Below are 19,337 nucleotides of genomic sequence, written 5' to 3'. Positions count from 1 at the left end.
GAGCTCTCCGGCCCGGTGGCACCTCCCGCCTCCCCTGCCGGGTGGGCGGGGAGGCGGGAGGTGCCACCGGGCCGGAGAGCTCCGGGCAGCCTTGAAGGCTATACCCGGGCTATGTGCTCCGTCCAGCGGCCGCCGCGATCCGGCGGTTCCCCCCGCCTCCGCCGTCAGCGGACGCGGACCGAGAGGCAGGTGACGCAGCCCTCGAGCTTCTCGAACTCCGAGACGTCCACGGTGAGGACGCGGTAGCCCAGGCTCCGCAGCAGCTCGGCGCTCCGGGGAGCGGAGGCGGCCATCAGGAGGGTGTCGTCGTCGAGGACGACCACGTGGGCGCCCGCCTCCTCGGGCATCGGCAGGAAGGAGGGGAACAGGCGCGGCTCGTCGACGACCGGCTCCCAGCCGATGACCGTGCCGTCGGGCAGCGCGGTCACGGCGCTCTTGAGGTGCAGCACCTTGGTCAGCGGGACCGCGACGACGTCGTACCCGCGGGGGCGGAGGATCGCGCGCAGCTGGGCTACCCCCGCCGCGTCGGTCCGGCCTCCGCGGCCGACGTAGACCGTCGATCCCACCTTGAGGACGTCGCCGCCGTCGAGCGTGCCCGGCTCCTCGATGCGGTCGACCGTCAGGCCGAGGGCGCGGACGGCCTCCTCGGCGCCTGCCGTCTCTCCGCGGCGGGACTCCGCTCCGGACCGGGCGATCACGGCGTGGTCGCCGAAGACGACGACCGCGTCCTCGAGGAAGACGGAGTCGGCGAGTCCGGGCGCCGGTGCGGCCTCGACCGTCTCCCAGCCGGCCCGCTCGAGCAGGTCGACGTACGCCTCCCACTGCTGCTGGGCGCGCTGCTGGTCGACGGGGACGCGCTCGAGGTGGGTGAGCTCGCCCGCCGAGAGGTCGGCGGCCGGGGCCCGGACGATCGCGATGCGGCGGTCGGTGACGACGGCGGCCGGCGCGCCCGTGGTGCGGAGGCGGTTCCAGAGCGCGCGGCCGACGCTCGCCGCCGAGACGGTGAACGCGAGCAGGAAGACGAGGTTGAGTCCGGCGAAGGTCTGGAAGATGGAGGCCCAGACGGCGCCCGTGACGGCCTCGCCGGTGGCGCTGGCTTGGACGAGCGTGCCGAACACGGCTCCGACCACACCCGCGACGAGTCCCGCGAGGGCGGCGCTCCAGGTGCGTCCGAGCATCCCCGCGACGGCGAGGACGAGGACGACCACGAAGCCGAGCACGCTCGAGAGCAGGAAGTAGGCGTTGACCTGCGGGATGGAGCCGGGCTGCAGCTGGTTGCCGATGAAGAAGGCCAGCAGGTTGGCGAGGTGCGCCACGAGCGCGGTCGCCGCGGCGGCGAGCAGCGCGACGAGGATCCGGCGGCCCGTCCCGGGCGCGCGGTCCCGGTTCGGGGCGATCGTGGTCGCGGCGGTCGGGGTGTCGGGAGTGGACGCGGGCGTCGAGTCGGAAGGCACCCGGTGACCCTACGCGCCCCCGCCCGCGCCTCGCCTGTCGATCCCCTAGCAGCCCCCTAAGAGCCGCCCGCCGCACCGCAGAGCGGTTTCAGCGGCGTCCCGTGCCCAGCGATTCCCGCGATCCACGACGCCCCCGCTCTCTGTAACGCCTCACATCGCGAAGCCGACCGCGCCCCGCAGGATGCGGCCGGGAAGACGAGCACCGCAAGGCAGAGCCGGTTCAGCGGGAATCGCGTGCCAAGCGATTCCCGCGACCGGCGACGCACCCCGCTCCACGGAACGCACACCGTCGCCGAGCCGACCGCGCCCCGCCGCGCAGGGAGCGGCGGGGAAGACGAGCACCGCAAGGCAGAGCCGGTTCGGCGGGGATCGCGTGCCAAGCGATTCCCGCGGTCGGCGACGCACCCCGCTCTACGGAACGCACCCCGTCGCGAAGCCGACCGCGCCCCGCCGCGCAGGGAGCGGCGGGGCGATCGAACACCACTTCTTCCACTGAGTGACGGGCGCGGAGCGCCCGTCACTCAGTGGAAGAAGTGCCGCTCCCCCGTCGTGTACATCGTGACGCCGGCGCGGGCGGCCGCGTCGATGACCTCGGCGTCGCGGACGGACCCGCCGGGCTGGACGACGGCCTTCACGCCGGCGGCGAGGAGCACCTCGAGGCCGTCAGCGAAGGGGAAGAACGCGTCGGAGGCGGCGACGGAGCCGGGGGCGCGGTCGCCGGCGCGGGTGACGGCGAGGTGGCAGGAGTCGACGCGGTTGACCTGGCCCATGCCGACGCCGACGGAGGCGCCGCCCTTGGCGAGGAGGATCGCGTTCGACTTGACGGCGCGGCAGGCCTTCCACGCGAACTCGAGGTCGAGCATCGTGTCGGCGTCGGCGGGCTCGCCGGCGACGAGCTGCCAGCCGGAGCTGACCTCGCCGGGGCCGCCGATGAAGCGGTCCGGCTCCTGCAGCAGCAGGCCGCCGGAGATCTGCTTGAACTCGCGCTCGACGGGGGCGTAGAAGTCGGGGAGCTGCAGCAGGCGCAGGTTCTTCTTGGTCTTCAGCACCTCGAGCGCCTCGGGCTCGAAGCCGGGGGCGACGAGCACCTCGGTGAAGATCTCCTTCACCGTCTCGGCCATGGCGAGGGTGACGGGCCGGTTCGCGGCGATGACGCCGCCGAAGGCCGACACCGGGTCGCACTCGTGGGCGCGGCGGTGGGCGGAGGCGATGGGGTCGATCGCCTTCGAGCTCGCGATCGCGATGCCGCACGGGTTCGCGTGCTTGATGATCGCGACGGCGGGCAGTACGAAGTCGTACGCCGCGCGGACGGCCGCGTCGGCGTCGACGTAGTTGTTGTAGGACATCTCCTTGCCGTGCAGCTGTGTCGCCTGCGCGATGCCGGTGCCGTCGGGAGAGACGTAGAGGGCCGCCTTCTGGTGCGAGTTCTCGCCGTAGCGGAGGACCTGCTGCAGGGTCCCGCGGATCTCGACCGAGCCCTCGACGCCCTCGGCCGCCTCCTGCCCGGCGAACCAGGCGGCGACGGCGGAGTCGTAGGAGGCGGTGTGCGCGAAGGCGCGGGCCGCCAGGGTGCGGCGCGCGGCGAGCGTCGTGCCGCCGTCGGCGAGGGCGGTCGCGATCCCGGAGTAGTCGGCCGGGTCGACGACGATCGCGACGTTCGCGTGGTTCTTCGCGGAGGCGCGGACGAGGGCCGGGCCCCCGATGTCGATGTTCTCGACCACGGTCGCCGGGTCGGCGCCGCCGGCGACGGTCTCGCGGAACGGGTACAGGTTCACCACGACCAGCTCGAACGCGGCGATGTCGAGCTGCTCCAGCTGCTCGCGGTGCGAGGCGAGCCTCAGGTCGGCGAGGATGCCCGCGTGCACGGCCGGGTGCAGCGTCTTCACGCGGCCGTCGAGCGACTCCGGGAACCCGGTGACGGCCGAGACGTCGGTGACCTCGTGGCCGGCGCCGCGGAGGGTCGCTGCGGTCGAGCCGGTGGAGACGAGCTCGACGCCGGCCGCGGCGAGCGCCGCTCCGAGCTCGAGCAGGCCGGTCTTGTCGCTGACCGAGATCAGCGCCCGGCGGACGGGGACCCGGTCGCGGTCGTCGTAGCTGCTGGGATCGTGGGCGGTGATGCTCATGCGCGGGCGAGCTCCTCGAGGTCGACGGTTCCGTGGGCGATGTCGAGCACCGTCTGCACCAGCAGGCGACGCTCGATGGTCTTGATGCGCTCGTGCAGCGCGTCCTCGCTCTCGCCGGGGAGCACGGCGAGGCTCTCCTGGGCGATGACGGGTCCCGTATCGACGCCGGTGTCGATCACGTGCACGGTGACGCCGGTCTCGGTCGCGCCGGCGGCGAGGGCGTCGCGGACGGCGTGGGCGCCGGGGAAGAGGGGCAGCAGGGCGGGATGCGTGTTGATCATCCGCGGGCTGAGCGCGTCCACCACCACGCGCGGCAGGATGCGCATGAAGCCCGCGCAGACGACGAGGTCGGGCTCCCACTCCCGGATGCGCCCGAGCAGGGCGGCGCCCCACTCGTCGCGGGAGGAGAAGTCGCGCGGCGCGACCGTGAAGGCGGGGACTCCGCGCTCCTCGGCGTGGCGGAAGCCCTCGGCGTCGGTGTCGCTGCCGACCGCGACGATGTGGGCGGGGAAGCCCTCGTCGCCGGTGGCGTCCAGCAGGGCGCGGAGGTTCGATCCGCCGCCGGAGAGGAGCACGACCAACTTCAGCACTGCGCAAGTCTAGGGGGACGCCTCCGCCGGCGTCAGCCGCGTCGGCTGCGGCCCGCGGCGAGGCCCAGGCCCGCGGCCAGCGCGAGCTCGAGGGCGGCGACCGCCCCGACGACGAGCGGGTCCGGGCCCACCTGGGCGAGCCGCCCGGGCCCGGCGGCGCCCGCCGAGAACCAGGCGAGGAGCCCGAGCAGCAGGCCGCCGACCACGCCGATCCCGCCGGCCGCGGCGGCGCCCCAGCGCAGCAGCGAGCGTCCGTCGAGCGCCTCGATCACGCCGCGCCGCAGCCGCCATCCCGCGGCGAACCCGGCGAGCAGCGGCACGAGCAGCCCGAGGAAGCCGAAGGCCGAGTCCCCTGCGGGCAGTGCGGCGAGGACCGGGATCGACGGGATCGGTCCGAGCAGCGTTCCGGCCGCGCTCACGGAGGAGCCGGTGCCGAGGGCGAAGCCCGGGCCGATCAGCCAGCTCGCCGCCCAGATCACCAGGTTCGGGAGGAACGCCAGCTGCCCGAGAGTGAGGGCCAGGCCGCCGAGCGCCTCGGCGCCCAGGCTCTCGTAGAGCGCTACGACCGAGGTGTAGTGCACGACCAGCAGCACGGCGATGAGCACCGCCGCGACGCCGACCACGCCCGCCGCGGCGAGCGCTCCCCCGCGCAGCGACGCGAGGACGAGCCCGGGCCCCGGCGCGGGGACGCGGTCGAGCGCGGAGGCGGCCAGCTCGCCGAGGGGGTCGGCCTCGTCGCTGCGGGCGGAGTGGAGCGCTGCTCCGACGAGCACCCCCAGCGCGAAGACGAGCGGCGGCAGCAGCGTCCCCTGCAGGGGATCGACGGTGGCGGCCGGGTCCGCGGATCCGAGCGAGACCAGGAGCGCGATCGCCAGGTAGGTCGCGATCGCGACGAGGACGCCGATGGCCCGGAACGGCGACTCCTGGGCGCGGCGGCCGGTGCGCGCGCCGAGCAGCACGGTGAGGAGTGCGAACGCCAACGGAGCGATCGTCACCGGGAAGGCGTCCGCGCCTCCGGGCAGCGCCACGGCGAGGGCGGAGTCGGGGGCCAGCGCCGCCTGCAGGTCGGCCCCGTGGCCGAGCAGCCAGGCGTCGGCGGCGACCCGCCAGAACACGCCGAAGTCGACCGTCGTGTCGTACTGCACGGCCCAGAGGACGGTCAGCGGGACGAGCGGGATCGCGATCCCGATCAGCGCCGACAGCGCGGCGTCGAAGGCGGCGAGGAGGGCGACGGTGATCCGGTTCATGGGCCTGACGAGCCTAGCGGCGGCGCGCTCGGAGGCGGGTCAGGGGCGCGCCGCCCGGCCCTCTAGTGTCGGAGCCATGACGGGGACCTCGGACGCACGGACGGAGCGCGGCCTGGACCGCCTCGTGAACTTCTCCGACGCCGTCGTCGCCATCGCCATCACGTTCCTCGTCCTCCCCCTGGTCGACGTGGTCGAGGAGGGCCGCGCGGCCGATCTGGGGTCCCTCCTCACAGGTCACTACGGCACCCTCTCCGCCTTCTTCATCACGTTCGCCGTGATCGGGCGGCTGTGGGCGGTCCACCACTCCGTCTTCGAGGGCGTGGCCCGGTACTCGCCCGCGCTCGTCGTCGCGAACTTCGTCTGGCTGGCCGCGGTCGTGCTGCTCCCCTTCGCGGCGAACCTGATCTCGAACGTGCTCGACACCGACGGCAGCGTCATCGCGCTCTACATCGGCACGATGATCGCGGCGAGCGCGGCGACCCTCGCGATGCAGCTCATCGTGCGCCGCGACCCGGATCTCCTGGCCCCGGGGGCGGAACCGCGGCGCTCCCTCTCGAGGTCGCTGATCGTGATCAGCGTCCTCCTCGCGGCCCTCGTGCTCGCCGTCGCCGTGCCGGCCGTCAACATGTTCGCGCTCCTGCTGCTCCTGCTCTCGGGTCCGATCGAGCGCCTGGTGCACCGCGGTCGCCCCGGGGGACGAGCGGCCCACCGCCGGACGGAGCGCGGGCTCGACCGGCTCGTCAACTTCTCGGACGCGACCGCCGCCATCGCCATCACCGTCCTCGTCCTGCCGCTGGTGCAGCTGGCTCCCGAGGTCGCCCGGGAGGGCGGCGGAGTCCCGGCGCTGCTCGCGGAGCACCTGGACTCGGTCCTCGCCTTCGCGCTCTCCTTCGCGGTCATCGCCGTCTTCTGGATCCCCCACCAGCGCGTCTTCGAGATCGCCGGGGACTACGACGGCGCCCTGGTGTGGCTGGACCTGCTCTGGCTGGCCGCGCTGGCGTTCTTCCCGTTCTCGACGAGCGCGCTGGCGCTGTTCCCGGACTCCCGGGCGACGATCGGGCTCTACATCGGCACGATGGCCGCGATGAGCGGGGCGCTGGTCCTGATCGAGCTGCGCCTCTCCCGGCACCCGGAGCTCAGGCGGCCCGGCGCAGGGCCCCTGCCGCTCGCGCCCGCCCCGCTGCCCTTCGCGCTGCTCCTCGTCGCACTGGCGCTGGCGCTGCTGGTCCCGTCGGTCGGGCTCTGGTGGCTGCTCCTGCTCCTGCTGCAGCGGCCCGTCCGGGCACTGCTCGCGCGGCGCTGATCCTCAAGCGCCGGGCGTCCAGCCCAGCTGCGGGGCGATGCGCTCGGCGACGGCGCGCAGGATGCGCCGGTGCGACTCCACCCCGCCGACCGCCGGGAGCGTCACCGTGAGCGCGTCCGCCTCCGCGAGCGCCGGATCCGCGGCGAGCGATGCGACGATCCGCTCCGGGCTCCCGACGTGGAGGGGGCTGAACCGCATCGGGGCGGCGATGATCGACCGGTCGGCCGTGCGGGGGCGGCCCTCGTCGTCCATCCGCGCGAGGTAGCCCTCGATGAAGGGGCGGTGCGCCTCCTCGTCGGCGGCGTCGAGCAGCGGCAGCACGATCCGGCCCGCCGTCACCCTCGACGTGCGCCCCGGGTGCGCTGCGGCGAAGGCCTCGCGGTAGGCGCGGATCTGCACCGCCTGCTGCTCGGCGAACGGCAGGCCCGTCTCCTCCGTGTTGAGCGTGGACACCTGCAGGTGCATGCCCTGCTCGCCTGCCCGGACCGCGGAGGACACCGTTCCCGCCCCGTACCAGAGCCGGTCGGCGAGGCCGGGCGCGTGCGGCTGCTGAACCAGCGGAGCGCCGACCGGGACCGACATCAGGGCCGACTCCGCGACGCCGAGCACGGCGCCCGAGAGCGCCTCGCGGAGTCGCGCGATGCGCTCCTGCGCCTCCTCGCGGAAGTCGCGCTCGGCCTGCCCGATTACCCCGTCGAAGACGGAGGAGAGATGCGCGAAGCCGCTGCTGACGCCGAGGTCGAGGCGTCCGCCCGAGAGCAGGTCCACGGTCGCGGCGTCCTCGGCGAGGCGCACGGGCGACTCGTAGCGGGCGCCGATGACCGCGGTCCCGAGGCGGAGGCGGCGGGTCCGCTGGGAGACGGCCGCGAAGAAGGTCATCGGAGACGCGAGGTAGCGCTCGAAGTGCCGCACGCGGACCCAGCCGGTGCCGTAGCCGAGATCCTCGGCGAGCTCGAGCAGGGCCAGCCCGTCCTCGAGGCTCCGCGCGGCGTCGCCGGGCTGCTCGGGGCCCTCCGGGTACGGCACGAAGGTCAGCAGGTCGAGTCCGAGGCGGCGGGTCACGCTGCGACGCTACTCCGGCCGGACCCGCCCCGACGACGGAACGGACGGCGCCGCCCGCCGGAGCAGGGGCACCGTCCGTTCCGACGGTGGTGCGGGGAGGACGGGCGCTAGAGCGCCGCGTAGACCTCGCGGAGCAGGGCGGCCGTCTCGGAGGGCGTCTTGCCGACCTTCACGCCCGCAGCCTCGAGGGCCTCCTTCTTGGCCTGCGCGGTGCCGGCCGAGCCGGAGACGATGGCGCCGGCGTGGCCCATCGTCTTGCCCTCGGGGGCGGTGAAGCCCGCGACGTAGCCGACGACGGGCTTCGTGACGTTCGCCTTGATGAAGTCCGCGGCGCGCTCCTCGGCGTCGCCGCCGATCTCGCCGATCATCACGATCGCCTTCGTCTCGGGGTCGGCCTCGAACGCGGCGAGCGCGTCGATGTGTGTCGTGCCGATGATCGGGTCGCCGCCGATGCCGATCGCGGTCGAGAAGCCCAGGTCGCGCAGCTCGTACATCATCTGGTAGGTCAGGGTGCCCGACTTCGAGACGAGGCCGATCGGGCCCTTGCCGGTGATCGTCGCGGGGGTGATGCCCACGAGCGACTCGCCCGGCGTGATGATGCCGGGGCAGTTGGGGCCGATGATCCGCGTCTTGTTCCCCTTCTCCTGCGCGTACGCCCAGAACTCCGCGGAGTCCTGCACCGGGATGCCCTCGGTGATGACGACGAGGAGGCCGATCTCGGCGTCGATCGCCTCGATGACGGCGTCCTTCGAGAAGGCGGGCGGCACGAATGCGATGGAGACGTCGGCGCCGGTGGCCTCCATCGCCTCCTTCACGGTGCCGAAGACGGGGAGCTCGACGTCGCCGTGGGTGACGGTCGTGCCGGCCTTGCGGGCGTTGACGCCGCCGACCACGTTCGTGCCGGCCTTGAGCATCAGCGCGGTGTGCTTGGTGCCCTCGCCGCCGGTGATGCCCTGGACGATGACCTTGGAGTCCTTGGTGAGGAAGATCGACATGCTTGTTCTCTGATTCCTTGAGTCGTCGGGTCCGTTACGCGGCGGCGAGTTCGGCGGCCTTGTCGGCGCCCTCGTCCATGGTCGCGGCGAGCGTGATGAGCGGGTTGGCGGCGGCCTGGAGGATCGCGCGGCCCTCCTCGACCTTGTTGCCGTCGAGGCGGACGACGAGCGGCTTCGTGGCCGAGTCGCCGAGGATCTCGAGCGCCTGGAGGATGCCGTTGGCGACCGCGTCGCACGCGGTGATGCCGCCGAAGACGTTGACGAAGACGCTCTTGACCTGCTCGTCGCCGAGGATCACGTCGAGGCCGTTCGCCATCACCTGGGCGGAGGCTCCGCCGCCGATGTCGAGGAAGTTGGCCGGCTTCACGCCGTTGTGCCTCTCTCCGGCGTAGGCGACGACGTCGAGGGTCGACATGACCAGGCCCGCGCCGTTGCCGATGATGCCGACCTCGCCGTCGAGCTTCACGTAGTTGAGGTCGTTCTCCTTGGCCTTCGCCTCGAGCGGGTCGGCGGCGTCCTTGTCCTCGAGCGCGGCGTGGTCCGCGTGGCGGAAGCCGGCGTTCTCGTCGAGCGAGACCTTGCCGTCGAGCGCGACGATGTCGCCCTCCTCGGTGAGCACGAGCGGGTTCACCTCGACGAGCGTGGCGTCCTCGCCGGTGTAGACGTCGTAGAGCTTCACCAGGACGGGCGCGACCTTGGCGATCAGCTCCTCCGGGAACTTCGCCGCGCGGGCGATCTCCTCGGCCTTGGCCTGGTCGATGCCCTGGCCGGGGACGACCTCGACGCGCGCGAGGGCGTCGGGGCGCTCGACGGCGAGCTGCTCGATCTCCATGCCGCCCTCGTAGGAGGTGAGCGAGAGGTAGGAGCGGTTGGCCCGGTCCAGCAGCACCGAGAAGTAGAACTCGCGGTCGATGCGCGCACCGCCGGCGACCATGACGCGCTTGACGACGTGGCCCTTGATGTCGAGGCCGAGGATCGACTGCGCCGCGGCGAAAGCGTCCTCGGGGGTCTTCGCGACCTTCACGCCGCCCGCCTTGCCGCGGCCGCCGATCTTGACCTGCGCCTTGACGACGGTGACGCCGCCCAGCTTCTCCGCCGCGGCGCGCACCTCCTCCGGCGTGTCGGCGACGATGCCCGGGAGCACGGGGACGCCGTACTTCTCGAACAGATCACGGGCCTGGTATTCGAAGAGATCCACGCTGCATTCCCATTCCGCGCCGAGCGCGCTTGCGTTTCGAGTTCGAGGTGGCCCGGACGACGCCGGAGTCTCGGCACTGTCCCTGGGCCGCGCCGAGTCTACTCCGCACCCGCCGCGGGCTTCCCGTGCGGTCGCTCCGCGCCCGCCGGACGCCCGCCGGGGGTCACCGGCCCCTCCTCCGCCCGCCGCTCCCGCGTAGCGTGGAGCCATGTCGTCGGCCACCCGCACCCCGGACGTCTTCCGCGAGGGCGTGTTCCTGCTGGCGGGGGCGCGCGCGATCCTCCTCCAGATCGCGCACCCGGCGGTCGGGCAGGGCGTCGCCGACCACTCCGACTTCGTGCACCGGGCCGTGAACCGCCTGCACGGGACGCTCTCCTACCTCTATGTCCTGCACTACGGCACTCCCGAGGACGTCCGCGCCGTCCGCCGCCGCGTGAACAGGGCGCACGTGCCCGTGCGCGGCCCCGGCTACACGGCCTTCGACCCGGAGCTGCAGCGCTGGGTCGCGGCGACGCTCACCCAGTCGATGCTGCAGCTCTACGAGGGCGCCTTCGGTGCGCTGAGCGAGGAGGAGGCGGGCGACATCGTGCGCCGCTCCGTCGTCGTCGGCGCGGCCCTGCAGATGCCCGCGGACCTCTGGCCCGACTCCCGCACCGCGTTCGACGCCTACTGGGAGCGGGAGCTGGAGCGCCTCGAGGTCACGCCCGCGGCCCGCCGGGTCGCCCACGACCTGCTGGGCCCGAGCATCGCCGCCTGGTACCTGCGCCCGCTCGGCCCCTACCTCCGCCTGATCACCGCCGGTCTGCTCCCGGCGGCGCTCCGCGAGCCCTTCGGCTTCCACTGGACCGCACGGCAGGAGGCGCGGTTCGAGCGGGCGCTCTCGCGCACCTTCGCCGTCTACCGCCTGCTTCCCGCGATCGTGAGGACGGCGCCCAGCCGCTACTACCTCGCCCGGGTCCGACGCGACGCTCAGAAGCCGGCCACGACCTCCCAGCCCGCGTAGGCGGCGAGCTCCAGCCCGAGCGCCTGCGCGGCCGCACGCGCCTCGTCGATCCCGCGCTCGTCGCGCACGTCGACGGTGACCGGCACGCTGTCGCCGAACCCCGCGATCTCGACCCGCGCGCTCGTCGGACCGCTGTAGAGCGGGACGTGCGCGTCCGCGGTCCGCGCGCCGACCACTCGCGAGCCGGTCGCCTCTGCGATCACCGCGAGGGCGAACGGAGCCGTCACCACCGCATCCGTGTAGAGCGTCGCCTCGCCGCGCATCGCGCCTCCCGTCGTCCGACCCGCGGAACCGGGCCGCAGCAGTCCGACTGTAGGCAGCCGCCCGCGCCTCCCGCACCCCCTTCCGCTCGGCGCCGGGATGCGCACTCCCCGCCCGTCCGTGCTGAACATCCGGTGCGGATCGCTCGACGCGGCCGCCCGGCGGATCTACGGTGAAGCACCCGGCATCCGCCGCGGCGGTCAACGACGACTGGAGCCTTGATGAGCATCACCGAACCCCGCACGGCCGAGGCCCCCGCCGCTCCCCCGCCCGCCGCCGGCTTCGGCACCCTCTCCGTCGCGGCCATCCTGGCGGAGGCGGCGCGGCGCACCCCTGACACGATCGCCATCCGCGTCGGCGAGCAGGCCGTCGACTACGCGACCCTCTGGCGGCAGACCCGTGCCTACGCCGGAGCCCTGCGCGCCCAGGGGATCGGACCGGGCGACCGCGTGGCCCTGCTCGTCCCGAACGTCCCCGACTTCCCCCGCGGCTACTTCGCCGTCCTCGCGCTCGGCGCCGTGGTGGTCCCCGTGCACGCCCTGCTCAAGCACGACGAGATCGCCTACGTCCTGCGCGACTCCGGAGCCGTCGCGCTCGTGTGCGCCGCTCCGCTGCTCGCCGAGGGGGCCGCCGGAGCGGACCTCGCCGACGTTCCCGTGCTGAGCGTGATGGTGCCCGACGGCACCGCCTCGCCCCTACCGCGCCTGGAGGACCTCGCCGCGGAGGCGACCCCGATCGACGGCTACGTGCCCCGCTCCCCCTCCGACACGGCGACGATCCTCTACACCAGCGGCACCACCGGCCGCCCGAAGGGGGCGGAGGGGACGCACTTCGCGATCGTCTCGCAATCGGACGTGCTGCTGATGAACACGTTCGACCTGCACCGCGGCGACGTGGTGCTCGGGGCGCTGCCGCTCTTCCACACCTTCGGGCAGGTCTGCGCGATGAACACGGCCTTCCGCACCGCCGCGACGGTCGTCCTGGTGCCGAAGTTCGACGGCGACGCCGCGCTCGAGGCGATGATCGCCCACGGCTGCACGGTCTTCGAGGGCGTGCCCACGATGTACGTCGCCCTGCTCGACGCCGCGACCCGGCGCGAGGACCGGCCGCCGCTGCGCTACGCGGTCTCGGGAGGCGCCGCCCTGCCCGTCGCCGTGATCGAGCGCTTCCGCGAGGTGTTCGGCGTCGAGATCTACGAGGGCTACGGGCTCACCGAGACCTCCCCGGTCGCCACCTTCAACCACGTCGGAGTCCCGCCGCGGCCGGGCACGGTCGGCACGCCGATCTGGGGCGTCGAGGTCGAGGTCGCCCGCCCCGACGTGACCGACCGCGTCGAGCTGCTCCCCCGGGGCGAGCTCGGCGAGATCGTGGTGCGCGGGCACAACCTGATGAAGGGGTACCTCGGCAACCCGGCGGCGACCGCGGAGGCGGTGATCGACGGCTGGTTCCGCACCGGCGACCTGGGCACGAAGGACGAGGAGGACTACATCCGCATCCTCGACCGCACGAAGGACATGATCATCCGCAACGGCTACAACGTGTACCCGCGCGAGGTCGAGGAGGTGCTGATCGGGCACCCGGCCGTGCAGAACGCGGCGGTCTTCGGGATCCCGGACGAGCGCCACGGCCAGGAGGTGATGGCCGCGGTGATCCTCGCCCCGTCGGCGACCGCCACCGCGGAGGAGCTGATCGCCTACGCGAACGAGCATCTCGCCGCCTTCAAGTTCCCCCGCCGCGTCGAGTTCGTCGACGCCCTTCCGCTCGGGCCCAGCGGCAAGATCCTCAAGCGGGAGCTCGTCGCGCGCTACGCCGGCTGACCCCTTTCGCGAGATGCCACTCGGGTGAGCCCGCCACGGCGTGCCTCCCACTCGAGTGGAATCTCGCGGAAGGCGACCAGAGGGCACACGGGAAGGGACGGACGTCAGCCGAGCAGGGACCAGACGGTCCCGGCGAGGACGGTGCCGACCGCGGCGCCCGCGAGGACCTGAGCGGGGGTGTGCGCACCGAGGCGCACCCGCGACCAGAGCACCCAGAGGACGATGGGCACGCTGATCAGCAGGGAGAGCGGTCCGTAGGCGATCAGCACGACGACGGCGCAGGTGGCGACCACCGCCGCGTGCCCGGACAGCTTCCAGACCAGGTTGACCACGCCGACGGCGAGCACCACGGCCACCGTCACCACGCCGAACGTGGTCACCGCGGCAGGAGCGCCGAGCACGGCGAGCAGTACCAGGCCGGCCGCGATCGACACCAGCGCCAGCGCGATCGGCAGCGCCCGCTCGCGCCGGTCGGGCACGTGATGGTCGCCATGGATCCGGCCGGTGCGCATCAGCAGGCGGATGACGAGGTAGGGCACCACGCCGACGAAGAGCGCCGCGAGCGCTCCCCAGGCGACGCCGAGCAGGGGCGGATCCGCGACGCTCGCGCCGACCACGACCGGCACGAGCACCGCGAGGACCGCCGGGGAGAACACCTCCGTCGCGAGCCGCGCGGCCGCCGATCCGGCCGCCACCGGACTAGATCTTCTCGATCGGCGCGACCTTGATCAGCAGCTTCTTCGCGCCCACCTGGTCGAAGAGCACGTGCGCGACGCGCTTCGAGCCCTCGCCCGTCACCGCGTTCACGCGCCCCTCACCGAAGTCGGTGTGCCGGATGCGGTCGCCCGCGATCAGCTCGAGGTCGCCGTTGTCGCGCACCATGCCGGTGATCCGGTTCGGGAACTCGCCCTTGGCCTTCGGCGCCGCGGCGAGCGCCTCCCGGAACTCGGTGTTCGATCGCGACTTGCCGAAGCCGGGCCGCTGAGCGTTCAGGGCCCGGGGCTGCGTACCGCCGCGCGAGGTCGCCGCGCCGGGCGACTGGCGCCACTGGATCAGCTCTCCCGGGATCTCCTGCAGGAAGCGGCTCGGCATCGCGACCGACGTCTCGCCGTACTGCGCGCGGGTCATCGCGAGCGAGAGGTAGAGGCGCTTGCGGGCCCGGGTGATCCCCACGTAGAACAGCCGCCGCTCCTCGGCCGGGCCGCCGGGCTCGTTCGCCGAGATGCGGTGCGGGAGCAGGTCCTCCTCGATGCCGGTGAGGAACACGGCGTCGTACTCGAGGCCCTTCGCCGTGTGCAGCGTCATCAGCGAGACGGTGCCGGAGTCGTCGTCGAGGTCGTCGGCCGCGGCGACCAGCGAGACCTCGGTGAGGAAGTCCACGAGCCCGCCGTCCGGGTTGTTGCGCGCGAACTCCTTGGTGACGGCGATGAGCTCGTCGACGTTCTCGGCGCGGGCCTCGTCCTGCGGGTCGCGGCTGGCGCGGAGCATGTCGAGGTAGCCGCTGCGGGTGAGGAGCGCCGTCAGCACCTCGTGCACCTTCGCCTCGCCGCCCTCCCGTGCGGGGTCGAGCATCAGCGCGCACTCGTCGAGGAGGGTCGCGAGGTCGACGATCGCCTTCGTCACCTTCGGGCCCATCCCGAGTGAGCCGGCGTTGCGCATCGCCTCGCGCAGGGTCACCGCGTTGGTGTCGGCGAACGACTGCAGCTGCGCCTCCGTCGCGGGGCCGATGCCCCGCTTCGGAGTGTTCATGATGCGCCGCAGCGCCAGCACGTCGGCCGGGTTCGCCACCGTGATCAGGTACGCCAGGGCGTCCTTGATCTCGGCGCGCTCGTAGAACTTCGTGCCGCCCAGGATCCGGTAGGGCAGCGCGGAGCGGATGAAGATCTCCTCCAGCGCGCGGGTCTGCGCGTTGGTGCGGTAGAAGACCGCGATCTCGTCGTAGCCCGTGCCCGCCGCGTGCAGGCGGGCGATCTCGTCGACCACGAACTGCGCCTCGTCGTGACCCGAGTAACCGGTGTAGCCGACGATCTTCTCCCCGTCGCCGCTGGAGGACCAGAGGTTCTTCGCGCGACGGTCGAAGTTGTTCGAGATGACGGCGTTGGCCGCCGACAGGATGTTCTGCGTCGAGCGGTAGTTCTGCTCGAGCAGGATCACGCGGCAGCCCCGGAAGTCGCGCTCGAACTCGACGATGTTGCGGATGTCGGCGCCGCGGAACGCGTAGATGGACTGGTCCGAATCGCCGACGACGGTGAGCGAGGCCCCCGGGATGGAGCCGTCGGCCGTGACCGGTCCGCGGTAGGGGCGGTCGAACTGCGCCGCCGCCATCGTCGCCGGCGGCACGGGCCGGGTCAGCTCGTGGATCAGCGAGTACTGGGCGTGGTTCGTGTCCTGGTACTCGTCGACCAGCACGTGGCGGAAGCGCCGCTGGTACTTCGCGGCGACGTGCGGGAAGGCGCGGAAGAGGTAGACGGTCTGCGCGATCAGGTCGTCGAAGTCGAACGCGTTCGCCCCCTCGAGCGCCCGCGAGTAGGCCCGGAAGACCTGGAGGAACATCTCCTCGTTCGGGTCGCTGAGGTTCGCGGTGCGGGCGTAGGAGTCGACGTCGGCGAGCTCGTTCTTGAGCTTGGAGATCTTCGCGGAGGCGCTCGCGACGGTGATCCCGAGCGAGTCGGCCTCGAGGTCCTTCACGATGCGCTTGAGCAGGGCGCGCTGATCGCCCGAGTCGTAGATCGTGAACGACTTGGTCATGCCGAAGTTCTCGGCCTCGCGGCGCAGGATCCGCACGCACGCGGAGTGGAACGTCGAGATCCACATCCCCTCGGCGCTCTGCCCCACCAGCTTCTCGACGCGCTCGCGCATCTCGGCCGCGGCCTTGTTGGTGAACGTGATCGCGAGGATCTGGCTCGGCCAGGCCTCGCCGTTGCCCAGGAGGCTCGCGATGCGCCGGGTGAGGACGCTGGTCTTGCCCGAGCCCGCACCCGCGACGATGAGCAGCGCGTCTCCGCGGTACTCGACCGCCTCGCGCTGCTGGGGGTTCAGCCCCGCGACGAGCTGCTCGTGCGCCGGGTCGGTGCGGGGCGCGTCCCCGGGGCCGCCGGGGGGACCGACGATGACCGGGGTGGCGCGGGAGTCGCTCGGATCGAAGAGGAAGCTCATGTCCCTCCGAGTGTAGATCGCCCCTCCGACACCGGGAGCGGTCAGGCGGTCCGCTGACGCGGCGCGGGCGAGGTGAGCGCCCCGCCGACGTCCAGTCCGCGCCACGCGAGGGAGAAGCCGAGCACGGCGAGCGCCGACGTCGACACCGCCAGGAGCTGCAGGAGCGCGAAGGCGGTGAGGTCCTTCGTGTCGTCGGGGTAGTACTGGATGCCCTGGACGGCGAGAGCCGCGAGCAGCACCACCACGATCACCGAGCACACCAGGAGCAGCCGGTTCACCCCGCGCCGCGCGGGCCTCTTCGGCGCTCGGCCCACCTGGGCCCTGGTGGTCAGCCACGCGCAGGCGGCGGAGGCGGAGGCGAGCGCGACGAGGTCGGCCCCGAGGACGTCGCTCGCCCGGTGCCAGGAGGCGGCCATCGTCAGGTTGCCGACCAGCACCACGACCGCGCCGCCCAGCGCGAGCACGACGGTCCGCGCGCGCCCGGGGACGACCATCGCCAGGGCGAAGACCACCGAGACGGCCGCCGCGGTGTGCCCGCTCGGGAAACTGCCGCCGGTGTACCAGGAGTCGGTGTCGACCAGCTCGGGCCGCTCGAGGACCACGTTCTTGAGCAGCTGGGTGAGCCCGGCCGTGACGACGATCGAGCCGACGGAGGCGACGGCCAGCGCCGGGCGCCTCCGGATCAGCGCGATCGCCGCGACGAGCAGGGCGCCGACGACCATGGAGAGCGGGGTGACGTCCGCGAGCGCCCCCGCGGCGGCGCCGGTGGCGCGGCCGAAGACGAGGTCGGCGCCCCGGAGCCCCGAGTTCTCGACGCCCTGGCCCTGAGGGGTGAGCACGGCGAGCCAGTAGACGACGGCGACGCCGATCACGGCGAGGACGGCGGTGGTGATCCAGCGGCGGGTGATGCGCTCTCGGGTGGACACGGGGCCTCCTCTCGAGGGTCGGGCGGGCGGTGGTGAGCCGATGATGCCAGCGCAGCCTCCGCGTCCGCTCGGCACGCGCCGGACGAGCACCCGATCGGCGGACCGGTCAGCCGCGGAGCAGGCGCTCCTGCTCGGCCGCCCGCGCCTCGATCGCCAGATCGGGCTGGTCGGCGAAGACGCCGTCCACTCCCGAGCGGAGGATCATCGCGAACTCCTCCTGCCAACCGCCGTACTCCGCCGGGTCCTTCCCGCGGCGGTGCACCTTCTCGAGGAACCGGTTCTCGGCGCGCAGCGTCCAGCAGTAGACCTCGAGCCCGGCCGCGTGCGCGTCCTCGACGAGCGGACCGGTCCCCGTCGCCCGGCCGGCCGCGTCCCGCGAGAAGAGCATGCTCTTGTCGACGCTGATCCCGTCGACGGCTCCGGCGAGGTTCCGCAGTCCCGCCGGCGTGGTGAAGGCGGAGTAGGGGGCCGCGTCGGCGCCGTGGGCGGCCACGAGGTCGGGCGGGGCGCCGCGCGACTCGAGCAGGTAGATCCGGCGGGTGCCGACTCCGCTCACCGCGAGCCGCTCCAGCACGGTCTTCTCGAAGCTCTCGATCGTGAGCCGCGGGTCGCGCGGACCCCAGCCCGCGGCGGCGAGCTCCTCGCGCAGCAGCACGTCCAGCGGCAGCCCGATCCCGGCGAAGTACGTCGCGTGCTTGATCTCGGCGACGAGCCCCGGCGGAGCGAGCGGATCGTCCTCCGCCGCCCGGTCCAGCAGCGCCAGCAGCTCGCTGAAGCGCAGCAGCGGGAACTGGCCGTCGAACGTGGCGCTGGAGCTGCGCACCGCCGGCAGCCGCTCGCGGGCCCGCAGCTCCGACAGCTCGTCCCAGGTGAAGTCCTCGGTGAACCAGCCGGTGATCTCGCGGCCGTCGATCCGCTTGGTGGTGCGGCGCGCAGCGAACTCCGGGCGCTTCTCGACGTCCGTCGTGCCGGAGATCTCGTTCTCGTGGCGGAGGACGAGCACGCCGTCGCGGGTCGCCACCAGATCGGGCTCGAGCGCATCGGCGCCCAGCGCGATCGCCAGCTCGTAGGCGGAGCGGGTGTGCTCCGGTCGGTAGCCGCTCGCTCCGCGGTGGCCGATGACGAGCGGTGACTGACGCGCGGGCATGCCGCGATCCTACGGGCGGCACTGCGCGGCTCGCAGCGGAGTCGAGGTCCGCTCGAAGAGAACAGCCAGACTCTGAGAGGTGCTCTCAGATAAGGTGGTGTCCATCGTCGCAGTCCTCTCGGATCCGCGGCGCACCCCGCACCCACAGCGACTCAGATCCGCGAGTTCCCTCGGAGACCAGCGCACCTGAGAGAAGAGGAACCATGGCAAGCAACAATCCGGCCTTCGGACGCCCGGAGTTCAGCAACCGCGGCTACGCCGGCCGCGTGCAGGACCTCCCGGACGTCTCCCCCGGCACGCTCGACCAGATGTACTCCCGTCCGGCCGCCGGCTCCGTCGAGACCGACCGGATGACCGTCGAGGACACCCTCGCCAAGACCGCCCTCGCCTTCGTCGTGCTCCTCGCGGGTGCGGCCGTCGGCTGGTTCGTCCCGGGCCTGATGCTCCCCGCCGTGCTCGTCGCGCTGGTGCTGGGCATCGTCAACGCGTTCAAGAAGCAGCCGTCGCCCGCCCTGATCCTCGGCTACGCCGCGACCCAGGGCATCGCGGTCGGCGCGATCTCGAAGTTCTTCGAGAGCGCGTACGCCGGAGCGGTCGTCCAGGCCCTCATGGCGACCGTCATCGTGATCGGCGTCACCCTGGCGCTGTTCATGAACGGCAAGATCCGCACCTCGCCGAAGCTCAACAAGATCTTCTTCATCGGCATGATCAGCTACGCGGTGTTCTCGCTGGTGAACCTGGGCCTCGGCCTCTTCGGCGTCGGCGGCGGCTTCGGTCTCCGCACCGGCTTCATCGGCATCGTGATCGGCCTCATCGCCGTCGCGCTCGCCACGTACTCGCTCGTGATGGACTTCGAGTTCATCCAGCAGGGCGTGCGCAACCGCCTCCCCCGCATCTACGGCTGGACCGGCGCCTACGGCATCCTGGTCACCGTCGTCTGGATGTACCTGGAGATCCTGCGCCTCGTCGCGATCTTCCGCGAGTAGCACGGCGCACCACGTCCGACGGGCGCTCGACCTCCGGGTCGGGCGCCCGTCATCGTTCCCGGCCCCAGC

16 protein-coding genes are annotated in these 19,337 nt (G+C 72.8%); 4 read left to right on the top strand and 12 right to left on the bottom strand.

Annotation, left to right across the window (positions count from 1 at the left end; all coding sequences use genetic code 11):
* Nucleotides 1–164 precede the first annotated feature (164 nt).
* The 4 genes from ddaH to C5C71_RS13990 all read right to left on the bottom strand — a co-directional run bounded on the left by ddaH (nt 165) and on the right by C5C71_RS13990 (nt 5,414).
* Nucleotides 165–1,454 carry a dimethylargininase gene (ddaH, locus tag C5C71_RS18085; protein WP_308470801.1) on the bottom strand — a complete coding sequence of 430 codons (1,290 nt, stop codon included), beginning with the start codon at nt 1,452–1,454 and terminating at the stop codon, nt 165–167.
* 521 nt (nt 1,455–1,975) lie between these two features.
* Entirely contained in the window at nt 1,976–3,577 is a 1,602-nt protein-coding gene (gene purH / locus C5C71_RS14000; RefSeq protein ID WP_104251068.1) for a bifunctional phosphoribosylaminoimidazolecarboxamide formyltransferase/IMP cyclohydrolase, read from the bottom strand.
* Complete coding sequence (purN, locus tag C5C71_RS13995; protein ID WP_104337901.1) at nt 3,574–4,167, bottom strand: phosphoribosylglycinamide formyltransferase; 594 nt, start codon at nt 4,165–4,167, stop codon at nt 3,574–3,576. Before purN ends, purH begins: the two co-directional genes overlap by 4 nt.
* Nucleotides 4,168–4,199: 32 nt before the next feature.
* Complete coding sequence (locus tag C5C71_RS13990; RefSeq protein WP_104327992.1) at nt 4,200–5,414, bottom strand: DUF6350 family protein; 1,215 nt, start codon at nt 5,412–5,414, stop codon at nt 4,200–4,202.
* A 76-nt stretch (nt 5,415–5,490) separates the two neighbouring features.
* On the opposite strand from C5C71_RS13990, the gene C5C71_RS13985 reads away from it, so the two are divergent.
* Nucleotides 5,491–6,717, top strand: coding sequence for a TMEM175 family protein (locus C5C71_RS13985; RefSeq protein ID WP_181065716.1), 1,227 nt, complete (start codon nt 5,491–5,493; stop codon nt 6,715–6,717).
* Between the two features lie 3 nt (nt 6,718–6,720).
* On the opposite strand, the gene C5C71_RS13980 is transcribed toward C5C71_RS13985, so the two are convergent.
* The 3 genes from C5C71_RS13980 to sucC form a co-directional block, all read right to left on the bottom strand.
* Nucleotides 6,721–7,779: an LLM class flavin-dependent oxidoreductase gene (locus tag C5C71_RS13980; RefSeq protein ID WP_104337899.1), complete on the bottom strand. Its 1,059-nt coding sequence runs from the start codon at nt 7,777–7,779 to the stop codon at nt 6,721–6,723.
* A gap of 107 nt (nt 7,780–7,886) precedes the next feature.
* A complete protein-coding gene (gene sucD / locus C5C71_RS13975) occupies nt 7,887–8,774 on the bottom strand; it encodes a succinate--CoA ligase subunit alpha (protein ID WP_104224929.1) in 888 nt (295 codons plus the stop codon).
* 34 nt (nt 8,775–8,808) lie between these two features.
* Entirely contained in the window at nt 8,809–9,972 is a 1,164-nt protein-coding gene (gene sucC, locus C5C71_RS13970) for an ADP-forming succinate--CoA ligase subunit beta (RefSeq protein ID WP_104224928.1), read from the bottom strand.
* A gap of 208 nt (nt 9,973–10,180) precedes the next feature.
* On the opposite strand from sucC, the gene C5C71_RS13965 reads away from it, so the two are divergent.
* Nucleotides 10,181–10,975, top strand: coding sequence for an oxygenase MpaB family protein (locus C5C71_RS13965; RefSeq protein ID WP_104337898.1), 795 nt, complete (start codon nt 10,181–10,183; stop codon nt 10,973–10,975).
* Here the strand turns inward: C5C71_RS13965 and C5C71_RS13960 are convergent.
* On the bottom strand, nt 10,942–11,238 hold the full coding sequence (locus tag C5C71_RS13960; RefSeq protein WP_104224926.1) for a hypothetical protein: 297 nt from the start codon (nt 11,236–11,238) through the stop codon (nt 10,942–10,944). The genes C5C71_RS13965 and C5C71_RS13960 overlap by 34 nt on opposite strands.
* A gap of 219 nt (nt 11,239–11,457) precedes the next feature.
* On the opposite strand from C5C71_RS13960, the gene C5C71_RS13955 reads away from it, so the two are divergent.
* The gene (locus C5C71_RS13955) at nt 11,458–13,053 is read left to right on the top strand and encodes a long-chain fatty acid--CoA ligase (protein ID WP_104234174.1); all 1,596 of its coding nucleotides are present in this window, start codon (nt 11,458–11,460) and stop codon (nt 13,051–13,053) included.
* 104 nt (nt 13,054–13,157) lie between these two features.
* Here the strand turns inward: C5C71_RS13955 and C5C71_RS13950 are convergent, their stop codons facing one another.
* From C5C71_RS13950 to C5C71_RS13935, 4 genes are all read right to left on the bottom strand, one after another.
* Complete coding sequence (locus C5C71_RS13950; protein WP_104337897.1) at nt 13,158–13,748, bottom strand: phosphatase PAP2 family protein; 591 nt, start codon at nt 13,746–13,748, stop codon at nt 13,158–13,160.
* Between the two features lie 4 nt (nt 13,749–13,752).
* Nucleotides 13,753–16,209: an ATP-dependent helicase gene (locus C5C71_RS13945; protein ID WP_104337896.1), complete on the bottom strand. Its 2,457-nt coding sequence runs from the start codon at nt 16,207–16,209 to the stop codon at nt 13,753–13,755.
* Between the two features lie 41 nt (nt 16,210–16,250).
* Complete coding sequence (locus tag C5C71_RS13940; protein ID WP_104224743.1) at nt 16,251–17,135, bottom strand: phosphatase PAP2 family protein; 885 nt, start codon at nt 17,133–17,135, stop codon at nt 16,251–16,253.
* 106 nt (nt 17,136–17,241) lie between these two features.
* On the bottom strand, nt 17,242–18,282 hold the full coding sequence (locus tag C5C71_RS13935; protein ID WP_104224742.1) for a glycerophosphodiester phosphodiesterase family protein: 1,041 nt from the start codon (nt 18,280–18,282) through the stop codon (nt 17,242–17,244).
* Between the two features lie 203 nt (nt 18,283–18,485).
* Here C5C71_RS13935 and C5C71_RS13930 point away from each other — a divergent pair, with 203 nt between their 5' ends.
* Nucleotides 18,486–19,268 carry a Bax inhibitor-1/YccA family protein gene (locus tag C5C71_RS13930; RefSeq protein ID WP_104224741.1) on the top strand — a complete coding sequence of 261 codons (783 nt, stop codon included), beginning with the start codon at nt 18,486–18,488 and terminating at the stop codon, nt 19,266–19,268.
* Nucleotides 19,269–19,337: the final 69 nt, after the last annotated feature.

The organism is Rathayibacter sp. AY1C1, from assembly GCF_002932105.1.
GTDB lineage: Bacteria > Actinomycetota > Actinomycetes > Actinomycetales > Microbacteriaceae > Rathayibacter.
This window is presented reverse-complemented; position numbering and strand designations above follow the sequence as displayed.